18 protein-coding genes are annotated in these 18,860 nt (G+C 47.3%); all 18 read left to right on the plus strand.

Going from position 1 to position 18,860, the window contains the following annotated elements; translation table 11 throughout:
* The first annotated feature begins 36 nt into the window (after positions 1-36).
* The 18 genes from smc to trmFO all read left to right on the plus strand — a co-directional run bounded on the left by smc (position 37) and on the right by trmFO (position 18,763).
* A complete protein-coding gene (gene smc / locus BLD48_RS03190) occupies positions 37-3,603 on the plus strand; it encodes a chromosome segregation protein SMC (RefSeq protein WP_071498924.1) in 3,567 nt (1,188 codons plus the stop codon).
* Positions 3,603-4,607, plus strand: a complete 1,005-nt coding sequence (gene ftsY / locus BLD48_RS03195; RefSeq protein WP_071498925.1) for a signal recognition particle-docking protein FtsY — start codon at positions 3,603-3,605, stop codon at positions 4,605-4,607. The genes smc and ftsY overlap by 1 nt, the downstream gene beginning before the upstream one ends.
* Positions 4,608-4,708: 101 nt before the next feature.
* Complete coding sequence (locus tag BLD48_RS03200) at positions 4,709-5,029, plus strand: putative DNA-binding protein (protein ID WP_014970707.1); 321 nt, start codon at positions 4,709-4,711, stop codon at positions 5,027-5,029.
* Positions 5,030-5,040: 11 nt separating this feature from the next.
* Positions 5,041-6,393, plus strand: coding sequence for a signal recognition particle protein (gene ffh / locus BLD48_RS03205; RefSeq protein WP_014970706.1), 1,353 nt, complete (start codon positions 5,041-5,043; stop codon positions 6,391-6,393).
* A 93-nt stretch (positions 6,394-6,486) separates the two neighbouring features.
* The gene (rpsP, locus tag BLD48_RS03210; protein WP_012370770.1) at positions 6,487-6,762 is read left to right on the plus strand and encodes a 30S ribosomal protein S16; all 276 of its coding nucleotides are present in this window, start codon (positions 6,487-6,489) and stop codon (positions 6,760-6,762) included.
* Positions 6,763-6,851: 89 nt separating this feature from the next.
* Positions 6,852-7,361 (plus strand): ribosome maturation factor RimM, encoded by a 510-nt coding sequence (rimM, locus tag BLD48_RS03215; RefSeq protein WP_071498926.1) that lies wholly within the window; start codon positions 6,852-6,854, stop codon positions 7,359-7,361.
* A complete protein-coding gene (gene trmD / locus BLD48_RS03220) occupies positions 7,358-8,086 on the plus strand; it encodes a tRNA (guanosine(37)-N1)-methyltransferase TrmD (protein ID WP_071498927.1) in 729 nt (242 codons plus the stop codon). The genes rimM and trmD overlap by 4 nt, the downstream gene beginning before the upstream one ends.
* A gap of 112 nt (positions 8,087-8,198) precedes the next feature.
* Positions 8,199-8,552, plus strand: coding sequence for a 50S ribosomal protein L19 (gene rplS / locus BLD48_RS03225; RefSeq protein ID WP_012370767.1), 354 nt, complete (start codon positions 8,199-8,201; stop codon positions 8,550-8,552).
* 100 nt (positions 8,553-8,652) lie between these two features.
* Positions 8,653-9,192 carry a signal peptidase I gene (lepB, locus tag BLD48_RS03230; RefSeq protein ID WP_071498928.1) on the plus strand — a complete coding sequence of 180 codons (540 nt, stop codon included), beginning with the start codon at positions 8,653-8,655 and terminating at the stop codon, positions 9,190-9,192.
* Positions 9,193-9,407: 215 nt separating this feature from the next.
* Positions 9,408-10,274, plus strand: a complete 867-nt coding sequence (ylqF, locus tag BLD48_RS03235; protein WP_014970702.1) for a ribosome biogenesis GTPase YlqF — start codon at positions 9,408-9,410, stop codon at positions 10,272-10,274.
* A gap of 58 nt (positions 10,275-10,332) precedes the next feature.
* Positions 10,333-11,085: a ribonuclease HII gene (locus tag BLD48_RS03240; RefSeq protein ID WP_071498929.1), complete on the plus strand. Its 753-nt coding sequence runs from the start codon at positions 10,333-10,335 to the stop codon at positions 11,083-11,085.
* A 21-nt stretch (positions 11,086-11,106) separates the two neighbouring features.
* The gene (locus tag BLD48_RS03245; RefSeq protein WP_071498930.1) at positions 11,107-11,985 is read left to right on the plus strand and encodes a hypothetical protein; all 879 of its coding nucleotides are present in this window, start codon (positions 11,107-11,109) and stop codon (positions 11,983-11,985) included.
* Positions 11,982-12,242, plus strand: a complete 261-nt coding sequence (locus BLD48_RS03250) for an EscU/YscU/HrcU family type III secretion system export apparatus switch protein (protein ID WP_014970699.1) — start codon at positions 11,982-11,984, stop codon at positions 12,240-12,242. The genes BLD48_RS03245 and BLD48_RS03250 overlap by 4 nt, the downstream gene beginning before the upstream one ends.
* A gap of 88 nt (positions 12,243-12,330) precedes the next feature.
* Entirely contained in the window at positions 12,331-13,491 is a 1,161-nt protein-coding gene (gene sucC, locus BLD48_RS03255; RefSeq protein ID WP_014970698.1) for an ADP-forming succinate--CoA ligase subunit beta, read from the plus strand.
* Positions 13,492-13,504: 13 nt separating this feature from the next.
* The gene (sucD, locus tag BLD48_RS03260; protein ID WP_071498931.1) at positions 13,505-14,419 is read left to right on the plus strand and encodes a succinate--CoA ligase subunit alpha; all 915 of its coding nucleotides are present in this window, start codon (positions 13,505-13,507) and stop codon (positions 14,417-14,419) included.
* A 64-nt stretch (positions 14,420-14,483) separates the two neighbouring features.
* Positions 14,484-15,311 (plus strand): DNA-processing protein DprA, encoded by an 828-nt coding sequence (dprA, locus tag BLD48_RS03265; RefSeq protein ID WP_071498932.1) that lies wholly within the window; start codon positions 14,484-14,486, stop codon positions 15,309-15,311.
* Positions 15,312-15,358: 47 nt separating this feature from the next.
* The gene (gene topA / locus BLD48_RS03270) at positions 15,359-17,455 is read left to right on the plus strand and encodes a type I DNA topoisomerase (RefSeq protein ID WP_071498933.1); all 2,097 of its coding nucleotides are present in this window, start codon (positions 15,359-15,361) and stop codon (positions 17,453-17,455) included.
* Between the two features lie 3 nt (positions 17,456-17,458).
* Positions 17,459-18,763, plus strand: coding sequence for an FADH(2)-oxidizing methylenetetrahydrofolate--tRNA-(uracil(54)-C(5))-methyltransferase TrmFO (gene trmFO, locus BLD48_RS03275; protein ID WP_071498934.1), 1,305 nt, complete (start codon positions 17,459-17,461; stop codon positions 18,761-18,763).
* Positions 18,764-18,860: the final 97 nt, after the last annotated feature.

Below are 18,860 nucleotides of genomic sequence, written 5' to 3' on the forward strand. Positions count from 1 at the left end.
AAAATTAAAAGAAATTTAAACATATGGGTGGTCAAGATGTACTTAAAACGAATTGAAATCAACGGCTTCAAGTCATTTGCAAGTCGGACGGAGCTCGACTTCCTTCCAGGAGTCACGGCTGTCGTCGGACCAAATGGTAGCGGAAAGTCGAATATATCGGATGCAGTGCGCTGGGTGCTCGGTGAGCAATCAGCTAAATCATTACGTGGAGCGAAGATGGAAGATATCATCTTTGCCGGAAGTGTATCGGAACATCGGAAACAATTTGCCGAAGTGACGCTCGTTCTCGACAACGAGTCAGGGACGGTCGCATTGCCTTATCAGGAGATCAATGTAACGCGGCGTGTCAGTCGAAATGGGGATAGTGACTATTTCCTAAATAAAAAACCGTGTCGCCTCAAAGATGTTCTCGACTTATTCATGGATACCGGTCTGTCGCGTGATGCCTTTGCGATCATCGGACAAGGGCGGGTCGAACAAGTGATTTCCGGAAAACCGGAAGAACGTCGTTCGGTCATCGAAGAGGCGGCGGGTGTTCTCAAGTACCGCCATCGAAAAAAACAAGCGGAACGGAAACTGACGGATACAGAAACCAATCTGTCGCGTGTCGACGATATCTTGTTTGAACTAGGTGGTCGAATCGAACCATTACGGGAACAAGCCGCCTTAGCAAAAGAGTTTTTGAACGCACGTGAACGTTTTGATGTTCTTGAGCGCGGAATTCTCGCAACCGAGATTGAACAGTATACGACACAAATCACGGATGTGACACGAGAAATCGAATCGTGTCAGCAACAATTGATGACAGAGCAGGAACGCTACCAGGCGACCGTTGCAACGCGGGAAACACAGGAAACGAATCTTGAAGCAGTTCGTCGACTCGAGACGGAGATGCAAGAACGGTTACGCCACGTGTCAACGCAACTCGTCGAAATTCAAGGGGCGTTGAATCTTGCGAAGGAACGAGAAAAACACGGGACCGAGATGAAACGACGTCTCGAACAAGAAGTGGCACAAGCTGACCAACGTGTCGAACGGATTGAACAGGAAGTGCAAGTCGCGATTCGTCAGCAGCAGGAGACGGATCAATCGTATCTCGCGGCTGTCAAAAGACGAGAAGCAGCAGATGCAGCTTTATTGTACTCTGATCGTGATTTCGAAAAAGAAGCTGAGTCGTTACGCTCAGAAGCGTTTGAAGTGGCAAGCCAGTTGGCTGCGACCACAAATGCGTATCAACGAGCGAAACAAGACCTTCTTCAGGCGGAAGAACAACAAACAAGTTTTTCGGCGAATGTAGGGACGAAACAAACAGCACGCTCGACCTATGAAGCTGAAACGTTACGGTTAGCAGACCAAGTCGAACAATTACGACATCGTCTAGATACACTGCGTCAAGAAGAACAGGTCCTGCAGACGACACACCGTCAGCAACAAGAAACGATTGGTCAAATGGAACAGTCGATCATCGACTTATATCGACGCCGAGATAAAACAGAAGACCGCATTGAATTTTTAGAGTCGGTCAAAGCCGATTACAGCGGCTATTTCGGGGCCGTTAAAATGGTATTGAAACAACGGGATCGAATACCGGGTATTCACGGGGCCGTCGCAGAGCTAATTACCGTACCAGCACGATATGAAGCGGCGATTGAGACGGCATTAGGTGGCGCGATGCAAAATGTCGTGGTCGATACGGATGCAACGGGACGGAAATTGATTCAAGAATTACGTCGTCTCAACGCCGGACGGGCAACGTTCATGCCACTTGGGTCGATTCAACGTCGTGAACTGAGTCCATCCGTTCAGACGAATTTATCCTCGATGTCAGGGTATTTAGGCATCGCAAGTGACCTTGTGACGACACGGGAAGAATTTATCCACTTGAAACAGAACTTGTTAGGAACGACGGTAGTCGTCGAGACACTGGAACAAGCGAACGGGATTGCGCGTGCGACGGGTCATCGTTACCGAATCGTGACATTAGACGGCGACGTCGTAAACGTCGGTGGATCGATGACGGGTGGGAGTCGGAAAAAAGGGACTCCGTTGTTTAGCCAATCACGTGAATTAGAAGAACTGCAAACTGGATTAAAACAGGGACAGGCCGTCATTAAAGAACAAGAACGCCGCCGGGACGATCTGACATCCACACTGAAAGAGTCGGTCCAGACGCTTGCTGATACCGTGCGTGAGATCCAAGCCGTCCAAACGGAATTAGACATCGTCCGCGAGGCTTTCACAGATGCTAAACGGAGTTTAGCGGTCACCGATTCAGAATTGTCGGTGCACGATGGTCAGCTCCATCGTCTCGTCGAGCAAGCGACGGAAGCGAAAAAGATCATCAAGGTGTCCGAATCGGACATCGAACGTTTGACGAAACGTCAAGCAGAGCTCCGGCAAACGATCGATCAACTAAAAGAAGCCCAATCGCGTGGCGCGGTGGCGGTGGAAGAATTAAAACAACAACAGGCTGAAGCTTTGTTAGAGGAACGTACGGTCAGCATGACGAAAGAACAAGCGAGCCGTGAAGTTGAACGGATGCAAGAGACGTTAAATCATGCCAAATTAGAGCGTAGTCATAAACGACGTGACTTGAAACATGTCTCAGAAGGATTCGACGAAGCGAAAATCGATGCCTTACATGCGGAACAGGTACAGATGCAACACGAACAGGTGACGGTCGAAGAAAAACTGACGACCGTGACGAAACAAATTCAACAGGCGACGGAAGCGTTACGATTACTTCGGATACAAGAAGCCAAGCTCAAGGAAGATCAACAGGTGACGACACAACGCCTCGATCAGGCCCGCCTGGCCCAAGGACGACTCAGTACGCGTCTTGAGACCCGTCACGAGCTGCTCGAGGAGATGGGCTTAGTCGTCGACTTGATGGAACCGTTGACGATTCCGTTTGAAGAAGCAAAGGAAGAACTACATTTGCTCAAACGGCAACTCGAAGAAATCGGGATCGTCAATCTAGGGGCGATTGAAGAGTTTGCGGAAGTCGACCAACGCTTTACGTTCTTGTCGACGCAACGTGACGATCTTGTCAGTGCAAAAACGGATCTCTATGCCGTCATCGACGAGATGGACCGGGAAGTGATTCGTCTGTTCAAACAGACCTACACGGGCGTACGCGAACATTTCCGCGAAACGTTCCGGGAACTGTTTGGTGGTGGAGAAGCAGATTTGATCTTAGTCGACCCAACAGATTTACTGACGAGTGGGATTGACATCGTGGCGAAACCACCCGGGAAGAAGTTGCAGAACTTGTCTCTGTTATCAGGAGGCGAACGGGCGTTGACGGCGATTGCCTTATTATTTGCGATCTTAAAAACAAGACCGGTCCCATTCTGTGTCCTCGATGAGGTCGAAGCGGCACTCGACGAAGCGAACGTCGCCCGGTTCGGAGAGTTTGTGCACCAGTTAGCCCGAGACACACAATTCATCATCATCACGCACCGAAAAGGAACGATGGAATCAGCCGACGTCCTGTATGGCGTCACGATGCAACAAAACGGCATTTCAGAAGTGTTATCCGTTAAGCTGGAGGAAGCAAGACGGACGTTAAGTGAAGAAGTAGAATCAAAGGGGATAAAATAATGAGTTTCTTTAAAAAATTAAAAGACCGTCTGACGACGTCGACCCAAGATGTGACATCGAAGTTCACCGAAGGTCTGACGAAAACACGGGACGGATTAGCAAGTGCGGTCAACGATTTAGTGTACCGTTTCCGGGAAGTGGATGAAGATTTTTTTGAAGAGTTGGAAGAAGTCTTGATTCAGGCGGATGTTGGTGTCACGACGACGATGGATCTGGTGGAAAAATTAAAGATCGAAGTCAAACGAAGAAACGTCAAAGATTCAAAAGAAGTCCGTGATGTGCTCGTTGAAGTCGTCGCTAACATGTTGATCGAAGAGGAAGAGACGGAACTTGATCTCAGTCATGAGCTAAATGTCATTTTATTTGTTGGTGTCAACGGTGTCGGAAAAACGACAACGATCGGCAAACTGGCGAACCGTCTTAAACAGGAAGGGAAAACAGTCATGCTCGCAGCAGGGGATACGTTCCGTGCGGGAGCAATTGATCAACTTCAGGTCTGGGGCGAACGTTCCGGTGTTCCGGTCATCCGGCAAGGTGAGGGTTCAGATCCGGCGGCTGTCATCTATGATGCTGTCCAAGCAGCCAAGGCACGAAAAATCGATGTCTTGATTTGTGATACGGCAGGTCGCCTCCAAAACAAAGTCAACTTGATGAATGAACTGGAAAAAGTCAAACGGGTCATTGAACGTGAAATCCCGGGCGCACCACACGAAGTCTTACTGGCATTAGACGCGACGACAGGACAAAATGCCATGGTTCAGGCGAAGGCATTTAAACAAGCAACTGACGTCAGTGGAATCGTTTTGACGAAGCTGGATGGGACTGCTAAAGGTGGAATCGTGCTGGCCATCAAAAATGAATTGGATCTACCCGTGAAATTCGTGGGTCTCGGTGAAAAAATCGATGACTTACAACCGTTCGATGCGGAACAATTTGTCTATGGATTATTCGGGGACGTCTTTGAGGAAAAAGAAACAGTTGACGAAGTCCGAGAAGAGGACTGACCTCGATTTCCTTGTAAAGAAAAAAACTTGACAACACACTGCGAGGGCTGTACTATACTATCTGTAAAGGAATTTCACTTAACAACCGTGGAGGTGCTCGGATGACACTTGATAAAACGAACCGGATGAATTATCTGATTGACTTTTATCAGGAGCTGTTGACGCCGAAACAACGAAATTACATGTCACTTTATTATTTAGATGACTTTTCGTTAGGTGAGATCGCCGATGAGTTTGAAGTCAGCCGACAAGCAGTCTACGACAACATAAAACGTACGGAAGCGATGCTCGAACAATACGAAGAACGGCTCGCTTTGTTCAAAAAATATGAACAAAGAAAGTTACTCCTCGATCAGTTGAAGCAACTTGACCTTCCGAGCGAAGCTCTCGTGACCATTACGGCACTGGAGCAATTAGAGTAGGGGGCATTTTCATGGCATTCGAAGGATTATCGGAACGGCTTCAAGCCAGTCTTGCTAAAATGCGAGGCAAAGGTAAGATTTCTGAAGCGGACGTAAAGGAAATGATGCGTGAGGTTCGCCTTGCGTTATTAGAAGCTGACGTCAACTTCAAGGTCGTCAAACAATTCGTAAATGATGTGAAGGAACGTGCCGTCGGACAAGATGTCATGACGTCCCTCACACCCGGTCAGCAAGTTGTCAAAATCGTCCATGACGAATTGACAAAACTGATGGGCTCCGAAGTTTCACCCTTAACGTTATCGAACCGTCCTCCAACCGTCATCATGATGACAGGGTTACAAGGGGCAGGTAAGACGACGACGACTGGGAAACTGGCGAATCATTTACGGAAGAAACAAAATCGCAGTCCACTGCTTGTTGCAGCGGATATTTACCGGCCGGCTGCGATTAAACAGCTTGAGACGTTAGGGAAACAACTCGAACTACCTGTTTTCTCAATGGGAGACCAGGTGAGTCCACAAGAGATTGTGACTGGCGCACTCGACTATGCAAAAGAGCATCACCACGATATCGTGTTGATCGATACGGCGGGACGCTTACATATCGATGAGGACCTCATGCAGGAACTTGTTGATGTGAAAGAAATCGCCAAACCAAATGAAATATTCCTTGTTGTGGATTCGATGACGGGTCAGGATGCAGTCAATGTGGCAGAAAGCTTTAATGAAAAGCTGGGCGTAACAGGCGTTATCTTGACGAAACTCGACGGAGATACTCGAGGCGGAGCAGCGCTCTCCATCAAGGCAGTCACCGGAGCACCGATTAAATTCGTCGGTCTTGGAGAGAAGCTGGACGCAATCGAGCCATTTTACCCCGAGCGGATGGCGTCACGAATTCTCGGTATGGGAGATATGCTGACGCTGATTGAAAAAGCAGAGTTTCAAATGGACGCTACCCGCGCCAAGGAACTCGAAGGCAAGATGCGCGATGCATCGTTTACGTTTGACGATTTTATCGAGCAGTTGCAGCAAGTGAAACAGATGGGTCCTTTGGATGAGTTGTTAGGAATGATTCCGGGTGCCGGTAAAGGAAAGATGAAGGGTTTGAAAAATGCCCAAATCGATGAAAAGCAACTTGTGTATGTCGAAGCGATTATTCAATCGATGACAAAACGAGAGCGAACTGAACCGGAAATCCTCAATGCAAGTCGTCGGAAGCGGATTGCGCGCGGCAGTGGTCGTAGCATTCAAGAAGTGAACCGATTGATCAAGCAATTTGAAGACATGCGGAAGATGATGAAACAATTCTCCGGCCAAATGGGCAAAGGAAAAAAGAAAGGCGGCTTTGGCCTCCCATTCTTCTAAAAGTCTTTTCTCTTTTGCTGTAACGTTGTATACTAATGAAGTTGTCAATTTGACTAAACGAAAAAATTATTTATTACTTGGAGGGACTTACGAATGGCAGTTAAAATTCGTCTTAAGCGCATGGGCGCAAACAAATCACCTTTCTACCGTGTGGTAGTAGCAGACTCACGTGCACCACGTGATGGTCGTTTCATCGAGCAAATCGGATACTACAACCCGGTTGCTAAACCAGAAGCAGAAGTAAAACTCAACGAAGAGCTTGCTCTTAAATGGCTCGCTGAAGGTGCTAAACCTTCAGACACAGTTCGTAACCTCTTCTCAAAAGCTGGTATCATGGAGAAATTCCACAACGCGAAACTCGCGAAGTAAGACGATTGGAGGTGAGCGAAAGCTTACCTCCTTTTTGTATGGCAAAATAATAACGTGAAAAAAGACTTGTGGATGAGGAAGTGAAACAGATGGAATGGTTGGAAGTCGCAAAAATCGCCAACACGCACGGCTTGAAAGGCGAACTGAAACTCCTGGCAAGCACAGATTTTCCGGAACAACGCTTTAAAGTCGGCAACGACGTATTTTTAGAATCGAACGGAACATACACGCCGTTTACGATCAGCAGTTACCGGAAACATAAACAGTTCATCATGGTGACGTTCAAAGGGATGCAACATATCAATGATGTCGAGAAATATAAAGGATTGAAACTGTATGTCCAGCCGGAAGCGTTACAAGAACTGGGTGAACATGAATACTATTACCATGAAATCATCGGCTGTACGGTATTTGACGGCGAGGACGAGATTGGTGTCGTGTCCGAGATTCTCGAGACGGGAGCAAATGACGTCTGGACGATCAAACGCCCCGGCAAAAAAGATGTCTTAATTCCATATATCGAACAGGTCGTTGCCTCGATTGACGTCGAAGCAAAACGGATTCAAATCACACCGTTACCAGGTTTGATCGAAGGATGAACATCACGGTCATGACATTGTTTCCGGAGATGTTCACGGCGCTCAATCACTCGATTGTCGCCCGTGCCCAGGACGAAAAACGGATTGAGCTGAACTATGTCAATTTCCGAGACTATTCGACGAACCGCCATGGTCGTGTCGATGATTCGCCCTATGGGGGAGGGGCCGGAATGTTATTGACACCCCAACCGATTTTTGACGCCATTGCGGCGTTACCTGAAGCGAACCGGCGAATCATTGCCTTGACACCGACGGGACGCCGGTTTGACCAACGTCTCGCGGAAGAGTGGTCAAAAGAAACGGAGCTTGTCTTTTTATGTGGTCATTATGAAGGATTCGATCAACGGATTCATGATGAACTGGTAACAGATGAAGTCTCGCTTGGAGATTTTGTGCTGACCGGCGGAGAGCTTGCGGCCATGACGATGATTGACGCAACCGTCCGTTTGTTGCCGGATGTTCTCGGAAAAGCCGCCAGTCATGAAGACGACTCGTTTTCGACCGGACTACTCGAATATCCGCATTACACGCGTCCGGCCGACTTTCGTGGTTTAACGGTTCCGGATGTCTTATTATCCGGTAACCATGCCCGGATCGAGACATGGCGCCGCGAACAGGCATTGAAGCGGACGCTTGAGCGGCGACCGGATTTACTTGAGCAGGCCGATTTGTCCGAGACCGACCGACGTTACTTGCAATTAATTTCAGGATTGTCAAACGACTGAAACTGTGATAAGTTAAAACATGTGGCAAAAGCCACCTATTAACGATGTTCCGCTGTTGGATGCCAAGGGCAAATGAAGATACGAACATTGGTGAAAAAAGGAGAAATCATTCATGAACACACAACAATTGTTCCGTGAAATTACACAAGAACAAATCAAGTCAGACGTCCCTGCATTCCGTCCTGGTGATACAGTCCGCGTCCACGTTAAAGTCGTCGAGGGAACGCGTGAGCGGATCCAGCTTTTCGAAGGCGTAGTCATCAAACGTCACGGTGGCGGCATCAGCGAAACGTTTACAGTTCGTAAGATTTCTTACGGAGTTGGCGTAGAGCGTGCTTTCCCGCTTCACTCACCACGTGTAGCGCAAATCGAAGTCGTTCGTTACGGTAAAGTCCGTCGTGCGAAACTTTACTACCTCCGTAACCTTCGTGGTAAAGCGGCTCGTATTAAAGAAATTCGTCGTTAATCATGTGAAAAAGTGGCTTGTCTCCGGACAAGCTTCTTTTTTTTATCGTTTATGCGTATACTGGGTTTAGGCAAGAGATTGAGTTGAAGGAGTGGAACGCGTGAAGGAGTTATTTAGCTGGGTCAAGGCGCTTGTCGTGGCGCTTGTAATTGCGTTCATCATCCGAACGTTTTTATTCGTGCCGGTCATCGTTGATGGTGAATCGATGATGCCGACGTTACACAATTCGGATCGAATGATCGTCAATAAGGTTCCCTATTACTTTAATGAACCGGAACGTGGAGATATCGTCGTGTTCCATGCGACGGAAACACGGGATTATATCAAACGTGTGATCGCGGTTCCAGGGGATACGATGTATTACAAAGATGATACGTTATATGTCAACGATAAAAAAGTCGAAGAACCTTATCTAAATGAATTCAAGGCACAAATGAATGGTGTTCCGTTAACGGAGGACTTTACGCTGGAAGAAAAAACAGCAGAGACGACCGTCCCAAAAGGAAAAGTGTTTGTGATGGGAGATAACCGTCAAAACTCGAAAGACAGCCGGGACATCGGTTTTGTGGAGGAAGAACAGATCGTCGGGACAACGAACTTTGTCTTTTATCCGTTTAACGATGTCCGGTCTGTTGATTGAATCAGCGAATCAAAAACCAGATTGACGGAGTTCACTTCGGTGGACTTCGTTTTTTGTTCGTTTTCAGACAGGCTTCTTTTCTTTCGTCAAGTTGCGTATACTAGAGAATGGATCGTTTCTCTCGAACAGGACGTATATCAAACGTCATTGATATACGATATAGAAGAAGTTCATTATTAGCAGTCCAAGCAATATGAAAACTTGAGGTGGAAGATATGACAATACAATGGTTCCCAGGACACATGGCGAAAGCACGCCGTGAAGTCATGGAAAAGTTAAAATTAATCGATGTCGTCATCGAATTGGTGGATGCCCGATTACCGATGTCGAGTCGTAACCCGATGGTCGAACAGATTACGGCAGGAAAACCGCGTCTGATCGTCTTAAATAAATCGGACATGGCAGATGCTCGTTTGACGGAACAGTGGATGAAGGCGTTACGGAAAGACGGCGTTGATGTCGTTGCTGTGGATGCAAAACACAACAAAGGACTTGGTCAGATCCATGAAGGAGCATTACGTCTGATGAAAGACAAACATGATCGGATGCGTGACAAAGGTCGAAATCCAAGTGCGATTCGTGCCTTGATCATTGGGATTCCGAACGTCGGAAAATCGACCTTGATCAATCGACTAGCAGGACGGAATATTGCGATTACAGGTGACCGTCCCGGTGTGACGAAACGTCAACAATGGATCAAGATGAAAACGGGTGAGATGGAATTGCTCGATACACCAGGGATCCTCTGGCCGAAGTTCGACGATCAGATGGTTGGATACCGTCTGGCAGCGACGGGTGCCATCAAGGATGATATCTTGAACATCGATGATATCGCCCTGTTTGCGATGCGTGAGCTCAAAACACGTTATCCGGAGCAATTAAAAGCACGTTATCGTTTAGATGAAGTGACAGGCGAAGCCGTCGATGTACTAGAAGCCGTCGGGAAGAAACGTGGTTTCGTGACAAGCGGATACGTCGACTTTGAACGGACGAGCGAAATGTTGCTCCATGAGCTACGGACGGAGAAAATTGGTCGTGTCACGCTTGAAACCGTCGAAGAGTGGGCGACGGTAACCGAATAAGACATGCTTGGACTTCTCAAGATGAGAATTCCAAGCTTTTTTCAAAAGGAGTGTCGTCATGAACATCAATGAAATCAAAACACAATTGGCAGGGATTTCTCGAACGGAATTCGAAAAACTAAAAGTGGAGTTTGCTGAAGATACACGAAAAGGTGTCATCAACGCCTTGAACCAGGCGGAACGACGCCTGTTAACCGAAGAACAACAACGGATCCAGTTCCAGGAACGTTCCATCTTCGAAGCACGCTATCAAGCAGAGGGGTATAAACGGATCGCCGGTGTGGATGAAGTCGGTCGGGGACCGTTAGCGGGTCCCGTCGTCGCGGCGGCCGTCATACTGCCAGAGGGCTTTTATCATCCCGGTTTGACCGATTCGAAACAGCTCTCGAAACAACAACGAATGGTTGCGTACCAACATATTCAAGACGTCGCAGAAATCGCCATCGGAATCATCGAACCGGAAGAGATTGACCGGATCAATATCTATCAAGCATCGAAACAAGCGATGCAACAAGCTGTCGCTGCGCTGAAGCCGGACGCTTTGTTAGTAGACGCGATGAAACTTGACATGGACCTTCCGCAAGAGTCTTTGATCAAGGGAGATGCCCGCAGCATTTCGATAGCGGCAGCTAGCGTCATCGCAAAAGAAACACGAGATGCGATGATGGCGGAGTACGCGCAACTCTATCCGGAGTACGGTTTTGCACAACATGCCGGTTATGGAACGGCACAACACCTTCAGGCGCTCGACACGATCGGTGTGACACCGATTCATCGAAAAACCTTTAAACCGGTCCTAGACCGACTCTAAACGCTAGGAGATGATGTTGCCATGCAGATTGAGCACCGTGGCTTATTACCCTTTAAAATCATTGATCCAACCAATCAGCCGTTACGCGAAGGGGCAAATGTCATCGGGAAAGTATTAAAGTTACTTCCGGACGGATTGATGGAGTTACAGGTCGGTCAGCGTGTCTTGACGGCGGGAACGACGGCTGAGTTAAAAGAAGGAGCGACCTATCGGTTCACAGTCACGAGTACAGAGGGACAACCTGTCTTAAAAATCGTGTCCCAAGAGACGGTGCCAAGTAAAGCTGTGACGTTGCCGGTCTTTGACCGCTTGGCTCATTTTTCGAGCGAATCCATCCCGCAAGCGACACGGGAATTGTTGCAACAACTCGGTCAAAAAGTCATGGATGGTTCAGGTCCTGTACTCAAGCAGACCATCATCGAGTTGGTTCAACTTGCTCGAGCGGCGGATGGCACGACGGAAGGCCAACTCGATCGTAAAACAAGTGACCATGTGTTGAGTCAACAAGTCATCCAGGCAACAAACGAAACGGGACGCGGTGTTTTTTTGTTTCAATTACCGCAATTCGGTCCGTTTGAAGAAGTGGATGTAACGATGGAGGCTCCCTTTGATCAAAAAGAATTTAACCCAGATCACGCACGTATTGCGTTTTACTTAAAACTTCCCCAAATCGGAGAAATCGCATTGGATCTCTTGATCACGGACCGGAAAATTGCAATTTCCGTTTTTCATCCGGATGAACGCATTGCGACGTTCATGTCGAGCTACCAACCGGTCATTGAGCAACGGTTGCACGATCAAGGGTATTCATTGATCCGGTTTGAACAAATCGAAGCCGAAAAAGAACGGATCTCTTTTCAACCAACCGATCGAAATGGGAGGGTGGACTATCAGATATGAAAAAAGCCATCGCCTTGTCCTATGAAGAACAGATGCAAGCGCCGAAGGTCGTCGCTAAAGGATCTGAACGGGTCGCGGAACGAATACTCGAAGAGGCTTTACAACACGGGATACCGATTCGTGAAGATGCGACGCTCGTCACATTACTTGATGCGGTGCAAGTATCAGAACAAATTCCAAACGAGTTGTACGGTGTCATCGCCGAATTATTCGCCTTTTTATATCAGCTTGATCAAACAGGAATTTCAAAGAAATAAATGCTTTCGGTCGATAACGATAGACAGCGCTTCCAATTTTAACTACAATGAAAGAGCCGAAACTAAAGGGGTTAAGGGGGATTTTTTCATGAATGTACATGAATATCAGGCAAAAGAGTTACTTCGTTCATACGGTGTACCCGTTCCGAACGGAATTGCAGCATTTACGGTCGAAGAGGCAGTCGATGCAGCAGAACAATTGTCAGGTCCGATCAAAGTCGTAAAAGCACAGATTCACGCAGGGGGTCGCGGTAAAGCCGGTGGTGTTAAATTGGCTAAATCGCAAGAAGAAGTGAAAGAATTCGCGACAGAGTTACTCGGCAAAACACTCGTCACGCATCAAACAGGTCCAGAAGGTAAAGTCATCCAACGTCTTCTTGTTGAAGAAGGTTGTGCGATTGACAAAGAGTATTATCTCGGGATCGTCCTCGACCGTGTAACAGGTCGTGTCGTCATCATGGGTTCAAGTGAAGGCGGAATGGATATTGAAGAAGTGGCAGAAGCAACGCCAGAAAAAATCATCAAAGAAGTCGTTGATCCGGCAGTAGGTCTCCAAGCATTCCAAGCGCGTAAACTCGCCTTTGCGATGGGTGTTCCGGTTAAGCTGGTCAACAAGTTCGTCGGTATGGTGACGAAATTGTACACGTTCTTCGTCGATAAGGATTGTTCAATCGCTGAAATCAATCCACTTGTCACAACCAAAGATGGTGATGTCTTGGCGCTTGATGCAAAACTCAACTTTGATTCAAACGCACTTTACCGTCATCCGGATGTCGTCGCACTTCGTGATGAATCAGAAGAAGATCCACGTGAAGTCGAAGCCTCTAAAAATGACTTAAACTATATCGCACTTGATGGGAACATCGGATGTCTCGTCAACGGTGCCGGTCTCGCAATGGCGACAATGGATATCATTAAACACTTTAGTGGTGATCCAGCAAACTTCCTTGATGTCGGCGGCGGAGCGACTAAAGAAAAAGTAACAGAAGCATTCAAATTGATTCTATCTGACGAAAATGTCAAAGGAATCTTCGTCAACATCTTCGGTGGGATCATGAAGTGTGACGTCATTGCAGAAGGTATCGTTGCAGCAACAAAAGAGGTTGGCTTAGAACTGCCGCTCGTCGTTCGTCTAGAAGGGACAAACGTCGACGCAGGGAAACAAATTCTCAAAGATTCAGGTCTAGCGATTACAGCAGCTACATCAATGGCAGACGGCGCAGAAAAAATTGCTGCGCTCGTGAAGTAAGGGGGAGCTAAGGATGAGTATTTGGGTAAATGAATCGACAAAAGTCATCATTCAAGGAATCACAGGAAATCAAGGGATGTTCCATGGTGAACAAATGATTGAATACGGAACAAACCTCGTAGGTGGTGTGACACCTGGTAAGGGTGGAACGGAAGTATTAGGCGTACCGGTATTCGATACAGTCGCACAAGCTGTCGAAAAAACGGGTGCCAATGCATCAATCATCTATGTACCACCTGCATTCGCAGCCGATGCAATCATGGAGGCAGCCGATGCCAACATCGCATTGATCATCTGTATCACGGAAGGTATTCCAGTCCTTGATATGGTCAAAGTGAAACGTTACCTAGACGGCAAACCGGTTCGTTTGATCGGACCAAACTGTCCTGGCGTCATCACGCCAGGCGTTGCGAAGCTCGGTATCATGCCAGGATACATTCATACGCCAGGTCATGTCGGAATCGTATCGCGTTCTGGAACGTTGACGTATGAAGCTGTTCACCAATTGACGACGGCAGGAATTGGTCAATCAACAGCAGTCGGAATCGGTGGCGATCCTGTCAACGGAACGGACTTCATCGATACGCTCAAAGCGTTTAATGAAGATCCGGAAACAAAAGCAGTCATCATGCTCGGTGAAATCGGTGGAACGGCGGAAGAAGAAGCGGCTGAGTGGGTCAAAGCCAACATGACGAAGCCGGTCATCGGATTCATCGGCGGACAAACGGCACCTGAAGGAAAACGGATGGGTCATGCCGGCGCGATCATCTCGGGTGGCAAAGGAACAGCTGCTGAAAAGATTAAAACACTTCGTGCAAATGGAATTGAAGTGGCAGAAACACCAGCCATCATTGGTGAGACCTTGATTCGTGTCATCAAAGAAGCTGGTATCTACGATGCGTGTGTCACAGGCTCGACTGTAAACTAAACAAGATGTCAGCTGTCCTGATTTATTCAGGACGGCTTTCTTCTATATAAAAGGAGCGTAATGGATGAACAGAGAACTGTATGCACGTTTTGCGACTTGCCGGGTTCCGTATTCAATCGTTGTCTTGATCGAACGGTATGGTCTTTTACCGGTAGAGGATTTACCTGTTTCCCGAGCAATCAAAAACCGATATCAGCAAGCCTTACAATTGGATCAAGTCCCAACGAACCTCCTGGTCCCAGGAGATCCATATTTTCCAATGCACCTACTTCAGATTCCTCAACCCGTCTATGGATTGTTCTTTCTAGGTAATCCTTCGTTACTCGAGCAACCGATGATCAGTATCATCGGTAGTCGTGATCCCTCCACCTCCCACCAAAAACGCCTGTCCTTTTTACGACCGTTTTTTCAATCACCTTTTGTCACTGTATCTGGTGGTGCGATCGGAATCGATTCCCTCGTCCATCGTCTCTCCCTCAAACACCATCAAGCGACGATTGCTGTTTTGGCAAACGGATTTGATTGCTTTTATCCGAAGCAACACACGACGTTATTTCAGCGTATTCAACAAACGGGACTTCTATTATCTGAATATCCTGCTGGGAAGACTGTTCACAAACATCAATTTCTAGAACGGAATCGAATCATTTCTGGATTATCTTCAGGATTAATCATTGTCGAAGCGGCGCGTAAAAGCGGGACGATGAATACGGCAGGCCATGCTCTAGAACAAGGTAAGGACGTGTACTGTATACCCGGTTGTCCGACGGAAAAACACTTTCAAGGAACAAATCAATTGATTGCTGAAGGTGCGATTCCACTCTTGAATCCAGAAGAAGTTTCAAAAAGTATCTTGATGAACGTTGACAAATGGGAATCGAGACTACTATGATAAGTGAGATTAAAATACGAGTACGCCTCTAATAGGGAGCGATTGTAATGGCAAAATATCTAGTAATTGTCGAATCACCTGCAAAGGCAAAAACCATCAAACGTTATCTCGGTTCGAACTATACCGTGAAAGCTTCGATGGGGCATGTCATCGATTTGCCAAAAAGCCAAATGGGTGTTGACGTAGAACATGACTATGAACCAAAGTATATTACGATTCGTGGTAAAGGACCGGTTTTAAAAGAATTAAAAACGGCCGCTAAAAAAGCGCAAAAAATTTATCTCGCGGCCGACCCCGACCGTGAAGGGGAAGCAATCGCATGGCACTTAGCGAAAGCCCTCGGCGTCGATGAGTCGACGGAATGTCGGGTCGTCTTTAATGAAATCACAAAAGATGCCATCAAAGATTCGTTCAAGAAACCCCGCAAGATCAACTATGATCTTGTCGATGCACAACAGGCACGGCGTATCTTGGACCGTCTAGTTGGTTATAGCATGAGTCCGTTACTTTGGAAAAAAATCAAAAAAGGATTGTCTGCAGGACGCGTTCAATCCGTTGCCGTGAAGATGATCATCGATCGCGAGCAGGAAATCAATGCCTTTTTACCAGAAGAGTATTGGACGATCAAATTAGAGTTAGATGCGAACGGTGAAAAGTTAGAAGCAAACTTTTATGGCGTTGATGGAAAAAAACGTGAATTGCACTCGGAAGAAGAGGTCAACGAAGTGTTGGCTAAACTGTCGCAATCGTTTACGGTTGATTCCGTAACGAAAAAAGAACGTCGCCGTAATCCAGCATTGCCGTTCACGACGAGTTCACTTCAGCAAGAAGCAGCACGTAAGTTAAATTTCCGGGCGAAGAAGACGATGATGATTGCTCAGCAATTATATGAAGGAATCGAGCTTGGAAAAGAAGGTACGGTCGGTCTGATTACGTATATGCGGACAGACTCGACACGGACATCTGAAACAGCGAACGTCGAAGCACATGGATTCATTGAAAATGCGTACGGAAAAGAATACATCGCGGTTGAAAAACGAAAAGAGAAAAAAGCAGCGAATTCGCAGGATGCCCACGAAGCGGTTCGTCCGACTTCGACGATGCGCGATCCGCAACTCGTCAAATCGTATCTCTCGCGTGATCAATTCCGATTATACAAATTGATTTGGGAACGGTTCGTCGCAAGCCAAATGGCACCGGCGATTTTAGATACCGTCAAAGTCGATCTTCTCTCAAATGATGTGATGTTCCGCGCGAACGGTTCGACGGTCAAGTTCGCGGGATTCATGAAAGTATACATCGAGGATACGGATGACGAAGCAGTAACGGATGTCAAAGACGGATTATTGCCACCGCTTGACGACGGAGAAGTGTTGCAACAAGAAACCATCGAACCAAAACAACACTTCACACAACCACCACCGCGTTACACGGAGGCGCGTCTTGTCCGGTCGATGGAAGAACTTGGTATCGGTCGACCGTCGACGTATGCCCCGACACTTGATACGATTCAAAAACGCGGGTACGTCACGCTGGAAGAGAAAAAATTCCTGCCGACAGAACTTGGTGAACTTGTCATTGATATGATCAGTGATTATTTCCAAGAGTTCATCACCGTCCAGTTTACGGCGGATATGGAAGCATTGCTTGATGCCATTGAAAAAGGTGACATGCAGTGGACAGAAGTTGTCGATCCGATTTATAAATCGTTTGCAAAACGATTGACTCGAGCAGAAGCTGAAATCGAGAAGATTGAAATCAAAGATGAGCCAGCAGGAGAAGATTGTGAAGTCTGTGGCCATGCGATGGTCATCAAGATGGGGCGTTACGGTAAGTTCATGGCGTGCTCAAACTTCCCGGAATGTCGGAATACAAAACCGATTCAAGTCGAGATTGGTGTCAAGTGTCCGACATGTGGGACAGGTGAAATCGTGGAACGACGGAGTAAAAAAGGACGCCTCTTCTACGGGTGTTCCAATTATCCGGAATGTGAGTTCGTCTCATGGGATAAACCGGTCGAAGAACCTTGTCCGGTCTGTAGCAGTATGATGGTACAAAAGAAAATCAAGAACGGTGTGAAAGTAGAATGTACGTCTTGCGGACATCATGAAACACGCATCGATCAGGAGCAAGAGGAGGAATGACCGGTGAAACGAGTAACCGTGATCGGAGCCGGACTCGCAGGTTCTGAAGCAGCATGGCAACTTGCGAAGCGTGGCGTTCAAGTAGATTTATATGAAATGCGACCAGTAAAGCAGACACCTGCTCACCATACGGACCAATTTGCAGAACTCGTCTGTTCGAATTCCCTCCGGGCGAATCAACTGACGAATGCAGTCGGGGTATTAAAAGAAGAGATGCGTCAACTCGACTCGCTCATCATGAAGGCAGCGGACCTTGCGAGTGTGCCGGCAGGTGGTGCACTTGCCGTCGACCGACATGATTTTGCAGGGTATGTGACAGATACATTAAAAAATCATCCGAATGTCACCGTTCATCATGAGGAGCTTGAAGCGATTCCAGATGGACCAACGATCGTCGCGACAGGACCTTTGACGAGTGTTGCGTTATCGGAATCATTAAAACAGTTTACAGGTGAAGATTATCTCTATTTCTTCGACGCAGCAGCACCGATTCTTGACGGTGATACGATTGACCGCGATAAAGTGTATTTAAAGTCACGTTATGATAAAGGAGAAGCCGCGTACTTGAATTGTCCGATGACGGAAGAAGAGTTTACGCATTTCCACAATGAGTTGATTCAAGCGGAAGTCGTACCGTTAAAAGAATTTGAAAAAGAAATCTACTTCGAAGGATGTATGCCTTTTGAAGTACTCGCGACACGGGGACCGAAAACATTATTGTTTGGTCCGATGAAACCGGTTGGACTTGAAGATCCTAAGACCGGAGAGCGTCCGTATGCGGTCGTTCAACTTCGTCAAGATAACTCAGCGGGTACGCTGTTCAACTTAGTTGGTTTCCAAACCCACTTGAAGTGGGGCGAACAAAAACGAATCATTCGTTTGATTCCGGGGCTTGAAAATGCAGAAATCGTCCGTTACGGTGTCATGCATCGAAATACGTTTGTCAATTCGCCAAACTTATTGCAACCGACCTACCAGACACGGACACGCCACGATCTGTTCTTTGCCGGTCAGATGACAGGCGTCGAAGGATACGTTGAGTCGGCGGCATCCGGCTTGACGGCAGGAATCAACGCGGCTCGTCTCGTGAATGAAGCCGAACCGGTTGCTTTCCCGAAAGAGACGATGATGGGAGCGATGGCTCACTACATCACGACGACGGAAGGAAAGAACTTCCAACCGATGAATGCGAACTTCGGACTCGTTCCGGCACTTGTCGGACAGACCGGACGGATGAGAAAACCAGACAAATATGCGCTTTTTGCAGAACGTGCGTTAGAAGCAATCAAAGACTTTACCGATATGTAAGGCAAGATGGGAGAGAAGGCGCGATTTAGCGTTCTTTTCTCCCATTTCTTAATTTGTCATAAAAGCGTGATAATTTTGTTATTTTTCCGATTTTTGG

Origin of the sequence: Exiguobacterium sp. KRL4 (assembly GCF_001870785.1) — a bacterium.
Taxonomy (GTDB): domain Bacteria; phylum Bacillota; class Bacilli; order Exiguobacteriales; family Exiguobacteriaceae; genus Exiguobacterium_A.